Annotated in this window: 15 protein-coding genes and 1 pseudogene; 9 read left to right on the top strand and 7 right to left on the bottom strand. The window is 71.7% G+C overall.

Going from position 1 to position 17,084, the window contains the following annotated elements; genetic code table 11:
• Window positions 1-4 precede the first annotated feature (4 nt).
• The gene (locus ACWEN6_RS16045) at window positions 5-484 is read right to left on the bottom strand and encodes a MarR family winged helix-turn-helix transcriptional regulator (protein ID WP_452570871.1); all 480 of its coding nucleotides are present in this window, start codon (window positions 482-484) and stop codon (window positions 5-7) included.
• Window positions 485-593: 109 nt separating this feature from the next.
• Between ACWEN6_RS16045 and ACWEN6_RS16040 the strand changes: the two genes are divergently transcribed.
• Window positions 594-1,427 carry an alpha/beta fold hydrolase gene (locus ACWEN6_RS16040; protein ID WP_452571000.1) on the top strand — a complete coding sequence of 278 codons (834 nt, stop codon included), beginning with the start codon at window positions 594-596 and terminating at the stop codon, window positions 1,425-1,427.
• Window positions 1,428-1,479: 52 nt separating this feature from the next.
• Window positions 1,480-2,592: a CapA family protein gene (locus ACWEN6_RS16035; RefSeq protein ID WP_452570870.1), complete on the top strand. Its 1,113-nt coding sequence runs from the start codon at window positions 1,480-1,482 to the stop codon at window positions 2,590-2,592.
• A 64-nt stretch (window positions 2,593-2,656) separates the two neighbouring features.
• On the opposite strand, the gene ACWEN6_RS16030 is transcribed toward ACWEN6_RS16035, so the two are convergent.
• Window positions 2,657-2,884 carry a hypothetical protein gene (locus ACWEN6_RS16030; protein WP_452570869.1) on the bottom strand — a complete coding sequence of 76 codons (228 nt, stop codon included), beginning with the start codon at window positions 2,882-2,884 and terminating at the stop codon, window positions 2,657-2,659.
• 177 nt (window positions 2,885-3,061) lie between these two features.
• Here ACWEN6_RS16030 and ACWEN6_RS16025 point away from each other — a divergent pair, with 177 nt between their 5' ends.
• Window positions 3,062-4,348 carry a sensor histidine kinase gene (locus tag ACWEN6_RS16025; RefSeq protein WP_452570868.1) on the top strand — a complete coding sequence of 429 codons (1,287 nt, stop codon included), beginning with the start codon at window positions 3,062-3,064 and terminating at the stop codon, window positions 4,346-4,348.
• Entirely contained in the window at window positions 4,345-5,025 is a 681-nt protein-coding gene (locus ACWEN6_RS16020; RefSeq protein ID WP_452570867.1) for a response regulator, read from the top strand. The genes ACWEN6_RS16025 and ACWEN6_RS16020 overlap by 4 nt, the downstream gene beginning before the upstream one ends.
• Before the next feature lie 36 nt (window positions 5,026-5,061).
• Here the strand turns inward: ACWEN6_RS16020 and ACWEN6_RS16015 are convergent, their stop codons facing one another.
• Both ACWEN6_RS16015 and ACWEN6_RS16010 read right to left on the bottom strand, forming a co-directional pair.
• On the bottom strand, window positions 5,062-5,754 hold the full coding sequence (locus ACWEN6_RS16015; RefSeq protein WP_354841926.1) for a DUF4230 domain-containing protein: 693 nt from the start codon (window positions 5,752-5,754) through the stop codon (window positions 5,062-5,064).
• A 31-nt stretch (window positions 5,755-5,785) separates the two neighbouring features.
• On the bottom strand, window positions 5,786-7,279 hold the full coding sequence (locus ACWEN6_RS16010; protein WP_452570866.1) for a hypothetical protein: 1,494 nt from the start codon (window positions 7,277-7,279) through the stop codon (window positions 5,786-5,788).
• Window positions 7,280-7,686: 407 nt separating this feature from the next.
• Between ACWEN6_RS16010 and ACWEN6_RS16005 the strand changes: the two are divergent.
• Window positions 7,687-8,193 (top strand): annotated as a pseudogene (locus tag ACWEN6_RS16005) (MarR family winged helix-turn-helix transcriptional regulator); the annotation flags it as partial.
• Window positions 8,194-8,413: 220 nt separating this feature from the next.
• On the opposite strand, the gene ACWEN6_RS16000 reads toward ACWEN6_RS16005, so the two are convergent.
• The gene (locus tag ACWEN6_RS16000) at window positions 8,414-10,135 is read right to left on the bottom strand and encodes a S8 family serine peptidase (protein ID WP_452570865.1); all 1,722 of its coding nucleotides are present in this window, start codon (window positions 10,133-10,135) and stop codon (window positions 8,414-8,416) included.
• A 170-nt stretch (window positions 10,136-10,305) separates the two neighbouring features.
• On the opposite strand from ACWEN6_RS16000, the gene ACWEN6_RS15995 reads away from it, so the two are divergent.
• Both ACWEN6_RS15995 and ACWEN6_RS15990 read left to right on the top strand, forming a co-directional pair.
• The gene (locus ACWEN6_RS15995; protein ID WP_452570864.1) at window positions 10,306-11,265 is read left to right on the top strand and encodes a tetratricopeptide repeat protein; all 960 of its coding nucleotides are present in this window, start codon (window positions 10,306-10,308) and stop codon (window positions 11,263-11,265) included.
• 256 nt (window positions 11,266-11,521) lie between these two features.
• Window positions 11,522-12,931, top strand: a complete 1,410-nt coding sequence (locus tag ACWEN6_RS15990; RefSeq protein ID WP_354841940.1) for an NAD-dependent malic enzyme — start codon at window positions 11,522-11,524, stop codon at window positions 12,929-12,931.
• A gap of 104 nt (window positions 12,932-13,035) precedes the next feature.
• On the opposite strand, the gene ACWEN6_RS15985 is transcribed toward ACWEN6_RS15990, so the two are convergent.
• On the bottom strand, window positions 13,036-13,800 hold the full coding sequence (locus tag ACWEN6_RS15985; RefSeq protein WP_452570863.1) for a hypothetical protein: 765 nt from the start codon (window positions 13,798-13,800) through the stop codon (window positions 13,036-13,038).
• 177 nt (window positions 13,801-13,977) lie between these two features.
• On the opposite strand from ACWEN6_RS15985, the gene ACWEN6_RS15980 reads away from it, so the two are divergent.
• The gene (locus tag ACWEN6_RS15980) at window positions 13,978-14,556 is read left to right on the top strand and encodes a YqgE/AlgH family protein (protein WP_354841945.1); all 579 of its coding nucleotides are present in this window, start codon (window positions 13,978-13,980) and stop codon (window positions 14,554-14,556) included.
• Here ACWEN6_RS15980 and ACWEN6_RS15975 read toward each other — a convergent pair.
• Complete coding sequence (locus ACWEN6_RS15975) at window positions 14,549-15,298, bottom strand: TetR family transcriptional regulator (RefSeq protein ID WP_452570862.1); 750 nt, start codon at window positions 15,296-15,298, stop codon at window positions 14,549-14,551. The two genes, ACWEN6_RS15980 and ACWEN6_RS15975, sit on opposite strands and share 8 nt — an antisense overlap.
• A 136-nt stretch (window positions 15,299-15,434) precedes the next feature.
• Here ACWEN6_RS15975 and ACWEN6_RS15970 point away from each other — a divergent pair, with 136 nt between their 5' ends.
• On the top strand, window positions 15,435-17,006 hold the full coding sequence (locus ACWEN6_RS15970) for an MFS transporter (protein WP_452570861.1): 1,572 nt from the start codon (window positions 15,435-15,437) through the stop codon (window positions 17,004-17,006).
• Window positions 17,007-17,084 lie beyond the last annotated feature (78 nt).

Here is a 17,084-nt window from a genome sequence, read left to right as displayed (position 1 = left end):
GGCGTCAGGCGTTGCGGGCGGCGTACGCGCTCGCCGAGGCCGTGACTTGGCGCAGGGTGCGCTGAAGGACGGCGATGGTGGCGGCGTCGATGCCCACGGCCTCGCCGATGGCGGCCGGGATGTGGCAGACCGCGGCCCCCAGGGCGCGGCCCTCGTCGGTGAGCGCGAGCTCCACCGTGCGCTCGTCGTCGGCCCTGCGCCGCCGGGTGAGCAGGCCCCGCGACTCCAGGCGCTTGAGCAGCGGCGAGACGGTGTTGTAGTCGAGCTGGAGCTGGTCGACGATGTCGCGAATGGTGCTGCCGTCGTGCTGCCAGAGCACGACCATCACCAGATATTGCGGGTAGGTGAGTCCTAGGGGCTCCAGCAGCGGGCGGTAGACGGCGGTGAGGCTGCGCGAGGCCGCGTAGAGGTCGAAGCACAGCAGCTCCGACAGCGCGCCCGGCGCGGTGTCGGCCGGTGCCGGGCCCGGTGTGCCTGGTGTCATGGAAAGAGTTTACGCCAGGTCCGGCGCTCCCGATTATCTCGCGCACGAGGTAATCGTGTACGATGCGATGGCAGGCGAACGCAACAGCACCTACCTCGAAGGAAGCGTCATGGCGTACATCACCGTTGGCAACGAGAACTCGACCCCGATCCAGCTCTACTACGAAGACCACGGCTCCGGGCAGCCGGTCGTGCTCATCCACGGGTATCCCCTCGACGGGCACTCCTGGGAGAAGCAGACCGCGGCGCTGCTCAAGGCGGGCTACCGCGTCATCACCTACGACCGCCGCGGCTTCGGCAGGTCCAGCCAGCCCACCACCGGCTACGACTACGACACCTTCGCCGCCGACCTGGACATGGTGCTGAGTGAGCTCGATCTGGACGACGCCGTGCTCGTCGGCTTCTCGATGGGCACCGGCGAGGTCGGCCGCTACCTGGGCACCTACGGCTCCACGCGGGTGAGCAAGGCCGCCTTCCTGGCCTCGCTCGAGCCGTTCCTGCTCAAGACCGACGACAACCCGACCGGCGTCGACAAGTCGGTCTTCGACGGCATCCTCGCCGCCGTGACCGCCGACCGGTACGCCTACTTCGACGCCTTCTACGCCGACTTCTACAACACCGACGAGAACCTCGGCACCCGGCTGAGCGAGGCCGCGCTCAAGGCGAGCTGGTACGTCGCCGCCGGCGCGTCGGCGTACGCCTCGTCGGCCTGCGTGCCCACCTGGCTCACCGACTTCCGCGCCGACATCGCCAAGATCGACGTGCCCACCCTGATCCTGCACGGCACCGCCGACCGCATCCTGCCCATCGACGCCACGGCCCGGCCCTTCCGCCGGCTGCTGCCGCAGGCCACCTACGTGGAGATCGAGGGCGCCCCGCACGGCCTGCTGTGGACCCACGCCGACGAGGTCACCGAGGCCCTGCTGGCCTTCCTCAAGAGCTGACCCGTTCCCAGCGGGAGCCGAGTCGTTCCCGCGGCGCGGATAGCATGAAGACATGCGACGTCGATCTTTGACGTTGTTCCTCTGCGGTGACGTGATGCTCGGCCGGGGCGTCGACCAGATCCTGGACCACCCCGGTGATCCGGCGCTGCGGGAGGCGTCCGTCCGGGACGCGCGCGACTACGTCGGGCTGGCCGAGGCGGTCAACGGCCCGGTTCCCCGCCCCGCCGGCGACCGCTGGCCGTGGGGCGACGCCCTGGCGGTCCTGGAGGAGTCGGCGCCCGGCGTTCGCATCGTGAACCTGGAGACCAGCGTCACACGCTGCGGTGACTTCTGGCCCGGCAAGGCCGTCCACTACCGGATGAATCCCGCCAACCTCTCCTGTCTCGCCGTCGCCCGTCCCGACGTCTGCGCGCTGGCCAACAACCACGTGATGGACTTCGGCCGCCGGGGCCTCGCCGAGACGATGGACGCCCTGACCGGCGCGGGGTTCCGCGCCGCCGGGGCCGGGCGGGAGATCCGCGAGGCCCGGCGGCCCGTGGTGCTCACCCCGGACGGAGGCGGCCGGGTGCTGGTCTTCTCCTGCGGCATGGAGTCCAGCGGCGTTCCCGCGAGCTGGGCGGCGACCGCCGACCGGTCAGGCGTCGACCTGGTCCCCGAGCCGGCGCACATCGGCACGGCGGAGATCGCCGGCCGGGTGCGCCGGGCCAAGGGCCCCGGTGACCTCGTGGTCGTGTCGCTGCACTGGGGTTCCAACTGGGGCTACCACGTTTCCCCGGCGCAGCGGCGCTTCGCGCACGCGCTGGTGGACGCGGGCGTGGACGTCGTCCATGGGCACTCCTCACACCACCCCCGCCCGGTGGAGGTGTACCGGGACCGGCTCGTCCTATACGGCTGCGGCGACCTCATCGACGACTACGAGGGCATCACCGGCTACGAGCGCTACCGGGACGACCTGAGACTGCTGTACTTCGCGTCGCTGGACGCGGACACCGGAAGGCTGCTCGACCTCACCATGATCCCCATGCGGGCTCGCCGCCTGCGTCTCGACCGCGCCTGCGACCAGGACGCCGAGTGGCTCAGGGCCGTCCTCGATCAGGAGAGCCGCGCCTTCGGCGCCGCCGTGGCCCACACCCCGGACGGCGCCCTCACCCTCCACCCCCGATAGGCCCGCCTCGCCTCCCGTGCCGCGCGCTCGCCTTATCGTGCAGGGCCTCCAGCGTGCGGAGCGCTCACTGTGGGCGGGGAGCGGCGGCGATGACGACGATGATCCCGAGCGCGGCCAGCGCCAGGTTGGCGTACAGCTCGTAGCCGGTCAGGAAGCCGATGCGGGGGACCACCACGCGGTTGAAGAAGTTCAGGAAGATCGCCATGAAGGGCTGCACGGCCACCCGGTCGATGGCCCCGCTGATGCCCTCGGCCGCCAGCACCAGCCCGGCCACCTCGATGTTGTTGCGCATGACGGAAAGCTATGGAGCCGCCGGCCCGCCTCGTAACGGCCATACGGACCGCCGTCCTGGACCGCCGTATCCGGCCTCGGCGCTCTCTCCGGCGAAAGTCTCGTCCCTGTTGACTTCCGTATCGCCCGGCTCGCGGGGATGGGCGCTGCGCGGGGGCCGGTCGTAAGCTCGCGGCAGATGAACGGATCAGCCATCGCCTCCGCGCCGCGGCGGCCCGTCCGCGACGCCCTCGCGGACATCGCCGTCTTCCTGCTGGCGGCGGGCTTCGGCCTGCTGACCATGGCCGAGCGCCTCGACGCGGTCATGCCCTCACCGGCGTGGCTGTTCACCCTCGACCAGGTCGTCGGCGCGCTGGGCTGTGCCTCGCTGTGGCTGCGCCGCCGGTGGCCGGTGGAGCTGGCGCTGGTGCTGGTCGCCCTGTCGGCGTGGTCGGAGATGGTCGCGGGCGCGATGCTGGTGGCGCTGTTCACCGTCGCCGTTCACCGGCCTCCGCGCGTCTCCGGCGGCGTCTTCGCCCTCAGCCTGGTGTCCGCCCTCATCTACACGTTCCTGCGTCCCGAGCCCGGCCTGCCCTTCCCGCTGCTGTTCGTGCTGGGGCTGGCCATCCAGGGCGCGGTGGTGGGCTGGGGACTGTTCATCCACCAGCGGCGCAGCCTGGTGCTGTCGCTGCGCGACCGCGCCGTCCGCGCCGAGACCGAGGCCCACCTGCGCGCCCTGCAGGCCCAGCACCAGGCGCGCGAGGCGATCGCGCGGGAGATCCATGACGTGCTCGGCCATCGGCTGTCGCTGCTGAGCGTCCACGCCGGCGCCCTGGAATACCACCCGGGCGCGTCCCCCGACGACGTCGCCAGGGCGGCCAAGGTCATCCGCGAGAGCGCCCACCAGGCGCTCCAGGACCTGCGCGAGGTCATCGGCGTACTGCGCGCCCCCGTCGGTGAGCTGGCCCCCCTGGGCCTGGCCGACGTGCGCGCCCTCGTCGCCGAGTCGCGCCTGGCCGGGATGCGGGTGAAGTTCACCGAGGAGCTGCCGGGCCCGGCCCCCGACCGCGCGGGGCGCACCGCCTACCGCATCGTCCAGGAGGGCCTCACCAATGCCCGTAAGCACGCGGTGGGCGCCGAGGTGCGCGTCCGGGTGCGCGGCGCGCCCGGACGCGGGCTGGAGGTGGAGATCCGCAACGCCCTTCCGGCCCCGTCCGCGCGACCGGCCCCGTCAGGAGCGGGGCAGGGGCTGGTGGGGCTGGCGGAGCGGGTCGCCCTGGTGGACGGACGGCTGGAGCACGGGCCCGCCCCCGAAGGTGACGGGCGGCCGGAGCATGGGCCCGCCGCCGAAGGACTCCCCGTCGAAGGACTCCCCGTCGAAGGGCCCGCCGCCGAAGGACCTGCCGCCGACGGTGACCGGACGCTGGTGGACCGGGCCACCGAAGGTGACTGGCGGCTGTGGGCCTGGTTACCGTGGCCGCCATGACCTCGATCGAGTCGTCCCCGGTGCGCGTGCTCATCGCCGACGACGATCCCTTGGTACGGGCCGGGCTGGTGATGATGCTGGGCGGCGCCCCCGACATCGCCGTCGTCGGCCAGGCCGGTGACGGCGCGCAGGTGATGCCCCTGGTCGACCGGCACGCTCCCGCAGTGGTGCTGATGGACATCCGCATGCCGGTGATGGACGGGCTGGCCGCCACCAGGGCGCTGCGTGCCCGGCCCATGGCGCCGGAGGTCATCGTGCTGACCACCTTCGACGCCGACGACCACGTGCTCGCCGCACTGCGTGCCGGGGCCGCGGGCTTCCTGCTGAAGGACACTCCGCCCGCCGAGATCGTGGCCGCTGTGCGCCAGGTGGCGCAGGGGCGCCCGGTGCTGTCGCCCGGGGTGACCCGGCGCCTCATCGCCCGGGTGGCCGAATCGGGCCACGACCGGCGGCGTGCCCAGGCCAGGGAGCGCCTGACGTCGCTGAACGACCGTGAACGCCAGGTCGCCCTCGGGGTCGGTCAGGGCAGGTCCAACGCGGAGATCGCCGCCGCGCTCTACCTTGGCGTCCCGACGGTCAAGACCCACGTCTCCGGCATCCTCACCAAGCTGGGCCTGAACAACCGCGTCCAGATCGCGCTCCTCGTCCACGACGCGGGGCTGCTGGACGAGGAGTGAGACCCATGCCGCGGCCTTCGGGGTGTGGCGGCCGGGTCAGGGCTCGTCGGTGTAGGCGACGGTGACCTTGGTGAAGCCCAACGACTTCAGCATGCCCTCCAGCATGAGCTTGGTGTTCTGATCGGCGCGGTTGCGCAGGTCGCTGGCCTGAGCGGCCTCGGCGATCTTCTGCTCGGCCAGGACGTACAGCTCCTGCTGGTTCTGGGGGGAGTTGGAGAGCATCTCCTGCACGCGGTCGAGCAGGCCGCGCTGCTGGGCGTACACGTAGGACTTCTTGTTGTCCAGGTTCGGCTTCTCCAGTTGCGCGTGCGGGATGCGCACGGTGACCTCGGTGCGATCGGCGGAGACGGTGATCGCGTCCTTGGGCAGGCGCGAGAAGTCGACGTAGGCGTTCACCCCGCCCGCGCCGACGAAGAGCGTGCGCGATCCTTTGACGGCGTCCGGCAGGAACGGCGCGTCCTTCTCCAGGTCCACGATGACCTGGAAGTTGCCGGTGGCGGACTGGAATCGGCTCATGTTCTGGATCGACTGCAGCAGCACCGGCTGGCTGCGGTCGATGGTGGTCTCCCCGAACGGGTTGAGGTACGACCAGGTCAGCTTGGCGCCCACGGTCAGCAGCACGAGCACGGTGAGAACCCCTGCCAGGATGCGCCAGCCGCGGCGGGATCGGCGTGGCGCCGGTTCCGCCGCCTCGGCGGCCGTCCGGGGGGTCGACGTCTGGCGGTTCACGGCCGTTCTCCTTCCCGGGATGCGAGGTTTCTCACCTTGCCGAGGCCACCGACGTCCGTGCGGGCGAAGAAGGACCGGACGAGGAAGGGCCGGGCGTGGAAGGACCGGACGAGGAAGGGCCGGGCATGGTCGGGTACGGCGAGCCGGGGACCGGCGACCGGCCGGAGTAGAGCGTGGCGCCGGCCGGCCCGGCGGGCGGAGTGGCGTCCCCGCCGCGTGACATCCGCCGCGTCGCCGCCCCGCCGTCGCCGCCGTCCCTCCCGTGCCGGCCGTCCCTCCCGTGCCGGCCGTCCCCGCCGGGAACGGCCGGCGTGCCGCCACCGCCCGCGACGGCCACCCCGCCGCCGAAGTGCGAAGCCTTCAGCCGGCAGGTGGCGAAGTCGGTGTAGAACATGCGCAACCAGTCGCGGCGCTGGCTCTCGCTGAGCGCGGAGAACCACGCGGCGGCCGCCTGGTGGCCCGGCAGCGGCCCACTCGGCAGCGGCTCGCCGCGCAGCCAGGCGCTCACGATGGCCCGGTAGCCGTCGGCGCGGGCCTCGCCGCACCGCGGGGCCAAACGCTCGACGAACTCCGCCGCGGCCCTTGACGCGTAGCCGGGGGTGAGGTCGTCCACATGGATGGCGACCGCGCCGGCCGCGCCCCCAGAGGCCGGGCGGGCGTCGTCGCGCGGCCGCTGCTCGACCCGGGAGAAGGCGGCGGGCGTGCCGGTGAGCCGGGCGGCGATCGTGGTGAAGGCGGCTCCCAGCTCGGTCAGGCCGCTGCGCATGCCGGGGTGGACGCACACCGTGATCGGCCACTCCTGGCAGCTGTAGACCATCGTCTCGGTGGCGGCGACGGCCTGCGGCTCGCCGAGGACCCGTGCCATGCCCGTGCCCGCCGCGAGCACCGCCAGCAGCGCGAAAGCCAGCGCGAGCGCTCTGCGGGTCACAACGGTGGTCCAGATGAGCAGCAGGGCGGTGGTCAGGCCGAGCAACCACAATGACTGGTCGGCGAACGCCGCGCGGCTCAGCCCCTCGAACGGGTCGTACGGCTCGGGCGTCGCGGGCGCGAGCTTGACGATCCAGCCCGACCCCGCCGACAGCGACGCGAACAACGCGTAGCTGCCGGCGCCCGCCGCGAACGGGGCGAGCGCCCAGGGCGCGGCCCAGCCCGTGACCCAGCCGATCACCGCGTACAGCGCGAGACCGGCGGCGCCCACGGCGAGGCCGCTCGGCGCCAGGTGGCCGGCCTGCTCGGTGAGGACGGCCTTCATGGCGAGCATGGTGACGGTGGCGCCGAACGCGCCCACCACGACCGCCAGCACCGCCAGCGGCGCGCGCAGCACCCGCCAGCCGCCCGGCAGCCGGCCGCGGGCGGCGCGGCGCTTGCGCACGGCGACCCACGCGGCGAACGCGGCGGCCACCGGCCCGGTCAACCGGAGCGACCCGATGACCGCGACGACGATGTTCTCCCATGCGGAAATGCCCGGTACAAGGACGCTCCACGCCGCGAGCAGGCCCAGCGCGAGCAGCATCCCTACCGCCACCAGCGCGCTGTGCTTCAGCTCTTCGCGCGAAACGCCCCTTTGCTCAAGCACGGCCCCGCGCGGGCCGGAGACCCGGCCGCGCGGCCCGTGCCGTCGCGCACATGCTCTTCATTTGAAAAACCCCCGTGCCTGGATGAGCGGCGCGTTTCGGCACCGGTGCCGGCCCCTTGGCACCCGGCACCCGACCCTGCTCGCCACGCCGCACACCCGCGGGGATCGCGTAGCCGCGCCTCGCGTCGTACGGCGCGGCTTTCCCCTTGCTTTGGGTCGGGCTTTGCCGCGCCTCACCTCTTGACATGCACACCATAACGGAGCGTGATGTTTGGCGTCCCCGTTCTTGGGTATGCGATGGAACTCAGTGACCCTGCGTCAATGGCGGCGACAGGCGCTAGCGTAGCGTTGTGTCCATCGGTGTACCGAAGCCGCTTAACCTGCCGTTCGACCCCATCGAGCGTGCCGCTGAGACCTGGCGCGTCCGTTTCGGGCCGTCCTCCGCCATGGCCGCCGTCACATCGATCATGAGAGCGCACCAGATCCTCATCGGGCAACTGGACACGCTGCTCAGGCCGCACGACTTGACCTTCGCGCGCTACGAGGCGCTGGTCCTGCTCACCTTCAGCAGGACCGGCGCGCTGTCGCTGTCGCGCATCGGCGAGCGGCTCATGGTCCACCCGACGAGCGTGACCAACACCATCGACCGGCTCGAGCGCGCGGGGCTGGTACGCCGCATGCGCAACCCCAAGGACGGCCGCGGCGTCCTGGCCGAGATCACGGCCAAGGGACGCGAGGTGGTCGAGCGGGCGACCGCCGATCTGATGGGCGCCGACTTCTGCATGACGATGTACGGCGACGGCGAGAAGACCGAGATCTTCGGCCTGCTGCGCACCATGCGCGTGGCCGCCGGCGACTTCCCCGCCTTCGAGGAGGAGGACGAGGTGCTGGTGCCGGGGCGGCCCGGCGCCGGGCCGTCGCGGCGCGACGGCGGCCGCGGCGGCGACGCGAAGGGGCCCGCCCCGAAGGACGGGCCCCTGTGAACCGGCTGACGCCGGGCGTGCCGTCACCCGTGCGGCCCCATGGCGGGGGGCGCTCTACGGGCGTGGCGCTCCGGCTCCAGCGCTGGTTCTCGTTCCGGCTCTAGCGGCCGACGGCGCGCAGGGCGTCGACGATGCCCTTGCCGTAGAAGCCGTTGGACGCCGTGGTGCCCTCGCACACGTGGGTGGCGGTCACCGTGCTGCCGCTCGGCAGGATGCGGGTGTAGGTGTAGGCGGGCGGGTTCGGGCAGGCCGTCTTGGTGGCGGTCGCCTTCAGGATGCTCTCGACCAGGTCGGGCGAGAGGGTCTTGCCGCCGTTGCGGAAGTCCCGGTGGCCGTACTTGCTGACGATCAGCGCCGCGACGCCGACCGCGCGGGGCGAGGCCATCGAGGTGCCCTGCAGGTACTGGTAGTACGCGCAGGTGGCGCCGGCGCAGTCCTTGACGACGTAGTTCACGGTCGGGTTCCCGTCGGCGTCGATCTCACCGTTGGCCACGGCGAGCGACTTGGGATAGGCCGACAGCGTCGCCTTGGTGATGTCGCGGGTGTTGTCCGGGGTGTCGTAGACGTCGCCGCCGGGGGAGGCCACGTCGATGTACCCGTTGCCGTGGTCGGAGTAGTACGCCTTGCGCTTGCTGATGCCGGTGGAGGACACCGAGATCACGTGCTGGCCCTCGCTCGGCATCGAGACGCAGCTGGGGGGGACGGTGCGGGTGCGCGGCGCCTCGCCGGGCACGTCGGCGAAGTCCGGGCTGGTGGTGTCGACGAACGTCTTGGTGTAGTCGCTGGCCTGGTTGCCGGCCGCGGAGATCAGCGTCACGCCGTGCCGGTGGGCGTAGTCCAGGGCCCGCTGGGTGGCCTTGATGATCGTCGCCTGCTCCAACTGGTCGGAGGGCGAGTCGGCCGGGTTGTCGACGCAGTTGAACAGCCACGGGTCGATGTAGTAGCTCATGTTGACCACGTCGACGCCGATGTCGCCCGCGTACGTCAGGGCGTCCACGGTGGGCTGCAGGAAGAAGTAGCCGGAGTCCTGGCCCGCGCGCAGGTTCACCAGCGTGACCTTGGGGGCCACGCCCGCGATGCCGAGCTTGTTGATCGGCGAGGCGATCGAGGAGGCCACGTGCGTGCCGTGCCCGTCCTCGTCCACGTCGTTGGGGTCGTTGCAGGACTTGTCGGGCTCGTCCTCACAGGGGCCGTCGATCGGCTCGCCGTTGGCGTCGGCGGGGACGTCGACGGTGAAGTTGCGGCTCAGCGCCTTGTTGAAGTTCGGGGCGATGTCGGGGTGGGAACCGTCGATCCCCGTGTCGAGCACGCCGACCAGGACCTTGGGGTCGCCCTGCTCGTACTTGTGCGCCTCTTCGGCGTGGATCTGCTTCATGTCCCACTGCAGGTCCGAGAGCGGCTCGGCCTTCACCGCGTGGCCGTGCTTGAACGGCCCGCCGCCGCGGCCCTCCTTCTCGACGGCCTTGGCGTCCTTGGCCGCCCGCCCGGTGAGGGCGGTCCTGGCGGCGCTCTTGGGAACGCTGCCGACCGCGCGGTCGCGGGCCACGCCCTCGATCGCGGCGGAGCTCGTCACCGCGGAGACGAAGCCGGCGTTCGTGGTCGTGACCGTGGCCAGGCCCACGGCCTGGTTCACCTTGACCACGCTGCCGCCCGCGGCCTCGACGGCCTTCTGGGCGTCCGCCGGCGCGACGCCTTCCTTGTACAGGACGACGTACTGGGTCGCCGTCGCGGGTTCGGCCGTCGTTCGGACGGCCTGCGCCGGGAACGCCAGGGTGGCGGCGATCACGGCTGCTGCGGCGGAAACGACGATGACGCGTCTCACACCCACCTCCAAGTGAGCTGAATTCATGCCGAGAGCCATCGTTCGGGATATCCGTGATTTATGACAGATCCGTGCGAATTCGCGATAAAGGCGTGACATAACGGGGCCGAGTCTTCCGAGGGTGCGCCCGCCGACCATGAGCACACGCCGGATGCGGCAGGATTGGACGTATGAGCCCAGCGGACTTCACTCGACCGGCTTCGTTGCAGGGGGCCGTGGATCTCGGTGCGCGCAAGCAGGCGCTCGAAGCCCAGGCCCGTCGCGAGGCGGCGGCGCAACAGGCCGCCGCGGGAGGCGCCCCCGCGGCGCCGGCGGCCGGCACGGTCATCGACGTCACCGACGAGACCTTCGCCACCGACGTCATCGAGCGCTCCATGCGCACCCCGGTCATCCTCGACCTGTGGGCCACCTGGTGCGAGCCGTGCAAGCAGCTCAGCCCGATCCTTGAGAAGCTAGCCGCCGAGGCCGCCGGCCGCTGGGTGCTGGCCAAGGTGGACGTCGACGCCAGCCCCCAGATCAGCGGCGCGCTCCAGGTGCAGAGCATCCCCACCGTCCTGGCCGTCTTCCAGGGCCAGGCGGTGACCGGCTTCCAGGGCGCGCTGCCCGAGGCGCAGGTGCGCCAGTGGCTCGACCAGCTCATGCAGGCGCTCGCCCAGTACCTCCCGCCCACCCCGGACGCCCCTCAGGACGAGCAGGGCGCGGAGCCGCAGCCGCAGACCGACCCCGACCTGCTCGCGGCCGAGAAGGCCATCGAAGAGGGTGACCTCGACGCGGCGGCGGCGGCCTACGAGCGGCTGCTCGCCCGCTCGCCGGCCGACCCGGACGCCAAGATCGGCCTGGCCGGCGTGGGGCTGGTCCGCCGCACGCAGGACCTGGACGCCGGCGCGGTCCTCCGGCGGGCCGCCGAGAGCCCGTCCGACGTCGAGGTCCAGAGCCAGGCGGCCGACATCGAGATGCTCAGTGGCAAGGTCGACGAGGCCTTCGAGCGGCTGGTCCAGACCGTCCGCCGCACCTCGGGCGACGACCGCGACCGCGTCCGCCGCCACCTCCTCGGCCTGTTCGACGCCCTCCCCGCGAGCGACCCCTCCGTCGCCAAAGCCCGCCGCAACCTCGCCAGCGCCCTCTTCTGACCCCTCGCCCCCCAAGGCACCCCGAGCCCGTCAAGCCATTCCCGCGGATCGGCCACAACGCCCCGCTCGGGGCGCCGCCTCAAAGGCGCCCCGAGCCGGCCGAGCGCAGCGAGGCAAAGAAGCACGGCATGAGGCGGAACAACCTGCTCGGGTCTGGCACGATGGATGTCCCGGAAGGGGAGCAGGCGAGCCGGGATGCACCAACAGCGGCACCCGAGCGAGCGCGACCACCACACCCGCAAAGGAGCGGATCGACGTGGCCACCGTGCCGAGCGTGTCGTACTCCATCACCGTCCGTCTCGAGGTCCCGGCGGGCGGTAAGGCCGTCAGTCAGCTCACCCATGCCGTGGAGACCGCCGGCGGCGTGGTGACCGCCCTAGACGTGACCAACGCCGGTCACGAGAAGCTGCGCATCGACGTCACCTGCGCGGCCAAGGACACCGACCACGCGCAGACGATCGTCGACAGCCTGGACGCCGTCGAGGGCGTCGTCATCCACAAGGTCAGCGACCGCACGTTCCTCATGCACCTCGGTGGCAAGATCGAGATGCAGTCGAAGGTGCCGCTGCGCAACCGCGACGAGCTGTCGATGGCCTACACGCCGGGCGTGGCCCGGGTGTCGCTCGCCATCGCCCGCAACCCCGAGGACGCCCGCCGCCTGACCATCAAGCGCAACACCGTCGCGGTGGTCACCGACGGCTCGGCCGTGCTGGGCCTGGGCAACATCGGGCCCGCGGCGGCGCTGCCGGTCATGGAGGGCAAGGCGGCCCTGTTCAAGCGGTTCGCGGGCATCGACGCCTGGCCCATCTGCCTGGACACCCAGGACGTCGACAAGATCGTCGAAGTGGTCCAGGCCATCGCCCCCGGGTTCGGCGGCATCAACCTGGAGGACATCTCGGCGCCGCGCTGCTTCGAGGTGGAGCGGCGGCTGCGCGACCTGCTGGACATCCCGGTCTTCCACGACGACCAGCACGGCACCGCCATCTGCGTGCTGGCCGCGCTCACGAACGCGCTGCGCGTCGTCGGCAAGTCGCTGCCGGACGTGAAGATCGCGATGGCGGGCGCGGGGGCGGCCGGCACGGCCGTGCTGCGCCTGCTGATGGCCGCGGGCGCGCGCAACGTCGTCGTCTGCGACTACCTCGGGGCCGTGCACCAGGGCCGCGACGACCTGGACGCGTCGCTGCGGTGGATCGCCGAGAACACCAACGCCGAGGGGTACGCGGGCGACCTGCGCGGAGCGGTCAAGGGCGCCGACGTCTTCATCGGGGTCTCGGCGCCGGGCATCCTGACCGGCGACGACATCGCCGCCATGGCCGACCGCGCCGTGGTGTTCGCCCTGGCCAACCCCGAGCCGGAGGTCTCGCCGGACGACGCCCGCGAGCACGCGGCCGTCGTGGCCACCGGCCGCTCGGACTACCCGAACCAGATCAACAACGTGCTGGCCTTCCCGGGCGTGTTCCGCGGCCTGCTGGACGCGCAGTCGCGCATGGTCACCGAGGGCATGCTGCTGGCGGCGGCCAACGCCCTGGCCAACGTCGTGGCGGTGGAGGAGCTCGGTCCGAACTACATCATCCCGAGCGTGTTCCACCCCGATGTCGCCACCGCGGTCGCCGCGGCCGTCCGCGAGTCGGCCGGCGGCCGGGCACGAGGCTTCACCGAGGCGTGACGCCGAGGACCCACGCCGGCCACGCCCCGGCGTTGTGAAGGCGTGGGCCGTCACCACGGGACGTGAAGGCGTGGGCCGCCAGCGGGGCGTGAAGGCGTGGGCCGTCAGCGGGGTGTGAGCGGGCGGCGGCCGGTCGCGTAGAGGGGGCGGGGACGCAGCAGGGGCTCGACGGGGGCGCGGCGGGGCCAGATGACCGCGATGCCCCAGAGCATGCCCCCGAAGATGACCATGCCGACGGCGGTGGCCATCTTGCCGTACAGGTCGGCGGGCGGGCCGGTGTAGGGAAGGCGGTCGATGCCCTGCCGGCGCAGCAGCGGGTTGTACCGGTGGGCGCGCAGGCCGTTGACGTGCCGCGCGCCGTGCTCGCCGCTGGAGTGGGAGGCGCTGTCGCTGTCGCTCTCGCTGTAGACGCTCTCGCGGTACTCGCCGTAGGACTCCTGAGAGTCGCGGGAGGCCGGGGTGGCCGTCGAGCCGGTGGAGCCGGTCGGGGCGTCGTCCTCGCAGCCGGAGTAGACGCGGAAGGTCGTGGTGCCCTGGCCCTGAATGGTGACGGTGACCCGTTCGCTGGTGCGCGGTTCGAGGTAGACCGGGATGTTGCGCTGGACGCCGGGCCAGAGCACGCCGTTGCGCACCAGCGAGCCGCCTCGGTAGACGGAGTACTCCACGACGTCGCGGTGGCGGGGGGCGGTCATGATGACGTCGGCCCGCCCGGACGGGCATTCGACCTTGGACATGGTCACCTCGACGCGCCCGTCGCGAAGGTCGCGCGCCTCACGCCCGGTGACGCCCGCGGCGTACGAGGCCCCGGCGGCCGGGACGCCGGCGGCCACGCCCGCCGCCACGAGAGCCAGCATCATGAGGCGGTACATGAGGCCCCTTCCTTTCCTCCCATGCGCGGTGTTCGCGAGCCGATCGGATCCTCCAGTCATCGATACTACATACCGACAGTGCCCGGTTGAACGCGTTGAGTAACATATAGCGAGGTGGCGGCCCTGTCTGCCCGGGGGCGGGCGCGCGTTCCCCGCATCACGCGTCATGATGGATGCATGGCGGAGGCGATCTACGTCGGCGGGCTCCTCGTGGCGACGCCACTGCTTGACGACCCGAACTTCCGGCGCGGCGTCGTGCTGATCCTCGAGCACGACGAGGACGGCGGCACCCTCGGCGTCATGCTGAACCGGCCGAGCGAGGTCACCGTGACGCAGGTGCTCCCTTCCTGGGACTCCCTGGTGTCCGGCCCTCCGGTGCTCTTCGAGGGCGGGCCGGTGCAGACCGACAGCGCGCTGGCCCTGGCCTCGGTGCCGAGCGGGCAGGAGCCGCTCGGCTGGCGCAGGCTGCACGCGGGCTCGTCGGCCGTCTCCAAGCTCGGCACGGTCGATCTGGACGCGCCTCCGGAGATCCTCGCGGGCGAGATCACGCAGATGCGCATCTTCGCCGGGTACGCCGGCTGGACGGCGGGCCAGTTGGAGAGCGAGATCCGCGAGGGCTCGTGGTACGTCGTCGAGGCCGAACCGGGCGACACCTTCGACTCGCGCCCGGCCAACCTGTGGCGGTCGGTGCTGCGGCGTCAGCCGGGCGAGCTGGCGTTCGTGGCGACCTGCCCGGACGACCCCAAGCTCAACTGACCGCGGCCGCGGGCGGCTCGGCGCCCGGGTGCTGGTCGGCGGCGACAGGGTCCTCGCCCTCGCACGGCTCGTGGCCGGCGTGGTGGCCGGAGGGCGGTGCCGCCGACGGTGCCGCCGACGGTGCCGCGGGCGGGCGGTCCCAGCCGGGGCGCAGCGACTGCTCGGCGAGGTCCAGCGCGCGCTCGACGTTGGCGACCAGGCTGTGGAGATAGCTGTCGTCGTCCACCGAGCAGTCCATCCCGACGCGGACGGCCGAGGTGGCGAAGGCCACCAGCAGCCGTGGGCGCGGGTCGGTGGCGGGGTCGGTGCCCTGGCGCCTGGCGATCTCGACGGTGAGCTTCTGCTCGATGTCGGCCATGCGCGCGAAGCTCGTGCACAGCAGCGCCGGGTTGGCGTCGACGACGCGGCGGTGCCGCAGGAAGCGCTCGGTCTCCTCGGCGGCGTCGCTCGCCATGGCGTGGATGAACTCGCGGAAGGCGCGGGTGAGGGCGGTGAACGGCGGCTCGTCCTCGGGCCGGGCGGCGAGGGCGGCGTTGATGCGCTCGTCGTACTCGAGGGTGAAGTCCAGGGCCAGGTCTTCCTTGCTGCCGAAGTAGCGGAAGAACGTGCGCGGGGAGACCTCCACCGCGGCGGCGATCTGGTCGACGGTCGTGGCCTCGTACCCCTGGGCGAGGAACAGCCGGAAGCCCGCGTCTATCAGCGCCAGCCGGGTCTGGTGCTTCTTGCGCTCCCGAAGACCCATGCCGGTCACCTCCTCGAAATGTTCACTTCACATTGTGCCACAAGTCATGATCTGTCGTATAAAACCGTTTGTCATCTGTCATGCTCTGCCATAAATTACTAGAAGTCGACCAATCTTTCGAAACGGGGGATCTTCCATGGCACAAGCGCTGGCCGCGCCCGCCGACGCGCCGGTCCGACGCGGGCACGGCCACCCTTGGCTCACGTTGCTCGCCGTCGCGCTCGGCGTGATCATGGTGATGCTCGACGGCACGGTGGTCTCCATCGCCAACCCGGTGATCGGCAAGGACCTCGGGGCGTCCCTGTCGGACCTGCAGTGGATCACCAGCGGCTACCTGCTCGCCCTGGCCGTCTTCCTCATCACCGCCGGCAAGCTGGGCGACCTCTTCGGCCACAAGCGGGTCTTCCTGGTGGGCATCGCCGGCTTCGCCCTCACCTCGCTCGCCATCGGCCTGACCTCCTCCATCGGCGTCCTGATCGCCCTGCGGGTGCTCCAAGGCCTGTTCGGGGCGCTGCTCCAGCCGGCCGCCCTCGCCCTGTTGCGCGCCGCCTTCCCCGCCGAACGCCTGAACATGGCCATCGGCATCTGGGGCGCGGCGATCGGCGTCTCCAGCGCCGCGGGCCCGATCATCGGCGGCCTGCTCGTCGAGAACGTGAGCTGGCAGTCGGTCTTCTTCATCAACGTGCCGGTCGGCGTGGTCGCGGTGCTGGTCGGGCTGTGGGTCATCAAGGAGAGCAGGTCCGAGGTGCTGTCCAAGGTGGACGTCCCCGGCGTGGTGCTCCTGTCCGGCGCGATGTTCTGCCTGGTGTGGGCCATCATCAAGGCGCCGGGCTACGGCTGGGGGGATGCCCGGACGATCGGGTTCTTCACCGGGGCCGTCGTGCTGGGCGCCGCCTTCGTGTTCTGGCAGACCCGGGCCACCGAGCCCCTGCTGCCGCTCACCCTGTTCCGCAACGCGTCGGTCTCCATCGGCACCGTCCTGATGGTGCTCATGGCCTTCTCGATGTTCGGCGCGATGTTCTTCCTGACCTTCTACTTCCAGGGCGTGCACGGACTGTCCCCGCTGGAGTCGGGCATGCGCATGCTGCCGATGAGCGCCGGCATGATCGTCGCCTCCCCGCTGGCGGGCGCGGCGCTGAGCAGGTTCGGGCCCAAGGTGCCGATCGCCGTCGGCATGCTGATCACCGCGATCTCGATGTTCCTGCTCTCGCGCCTCGGGCTGGAGGCCGGCTACCTCGACACCGCCGTCCCCTTCGCGCTGCTCGCGTTCGGCCTTTCGCCCGTCATGGTCGGGGCGACCGAGGTCATCGTCGGCAACTCGCCCGAGGAGTACAGCGGCGTCGCCGGAGGCATGCAGCAGTCGGCCATGCAGGTGGGCGGGTCCCTCGGCACCGCGGTGCTCGGCGCGCTGATCACCGCCCGCGTGGGGGACGTCCTGCCGGGCAATCTCGCCGCCGCGCACATCCCCGCGACCCCCGCGCAGGTCGAGGCGATGAAGAACCTCGTCGCGATCGGGGTCGCTCCGGTGCAGCCGGGTACGCCCAAGCCGATCGCCGACGCGCTGACGCACGCGGCGCACAGCTCCTTCCTTTCGGGCATGCACTTCGGCTTCACCGTGAGCGTCATCGTGGCCGTCCTGGCCGCGATCCTCGCCCTGTTCGTCCGGGCCGGGCGCAAGACCTACGACGCCGCCGTCCACGTGGGCTGAGGTCCGCTCCCGGCCGGCCCGCGCCGCAAGCGAGGGCCGGCCGGATCAGGGGTTCGTCCGCCGCGCCGCTCCCCGGCG

Source organism: Sphaerisporangium sp. NPDC004334 (genome assembly GCF_053602655.1).
This window is presented reverse-complemented; position numbering and strand designations above follow the sequence as displayed.

Coding starts and splice junctions, on each gene's coding strand:
- ACWEN6_RS15985 (WP_452570863.1), bottom strand. CDS start 13,800: ATGTACCGCCTCATGATGCTGGCTCTCGTGGCGGCGGGCGTGGCCGCC.
- ACWEN6_RS16040 (WP_452571000.1), top strand. CDS start 594: ATGGCGTACATCACCGTTGGCAACGAGAACTCGACCCCGATCCAGCTC.
- ACWEN6_RS16020 (WP_452570867.1), top strand. CDS start 4,345: ATGACCTCGATCGAGTCGTCCCCGGTGCGCGTGCTCATCGCCGACGAC.
- ACWEN6_RS16045 (WP_452570871.1), bottom strand. CDS start 484: ATGACACCAGGCACACCGGGCCCGGCACCGGCCGACACCGCGCCGGGC.
- ACWEN6_RS15970 (WP_452570861.1), top strand. CDS start 15,435: ATGGCACAAGCGCTGGCCGCGCCCGCCGACGCGCCGGTCCGACGCGGG.
- ACWEN6_RS16030 (WP_452570869.1), bottom strand. CDS start 2,884: ATGCGCAACAACATCGAGGTGGCCGGGCTGGTGCTGGCGGCCGAGGGC.
- ACWEN6_RS15980 (WP_354841945.1), top strand. CDS start 13,978: ATGGCGGAGGCGATCTACGTCGGCGGGCTCCTCGTGGCGACGCCACTG.
- ACWEN6_RS16025 (WP_452570868.1), top strand. CDS start 3,062: ATGAACGGATCAGCCATCGCCTCCGCGCCGCGGCGGCCCGTCCGCGAC.
- ACWEN6_RS16035 (WP_452570870.1), top strand. CDS start 1,480: ATGCGACGTCGATCTTTGACGTTGTTCCTCTGCGGTGACGTGATGCTC.
- ACWEN6_RS15975 (WP_452570862.1), bottom strand. CDS start 15,298: ATGGGTCTTCGGGAGCGCAAGAAGCACCAGACCCGGCTGGCGCTGATA.
- ACWEN6_RS15995 (WP_452570864.1), top strand. CDS start 10,306: ATGAGCCCAGCGGACTTCACTCGACCGGCTTCGTTGCAGGGGGCCGTG.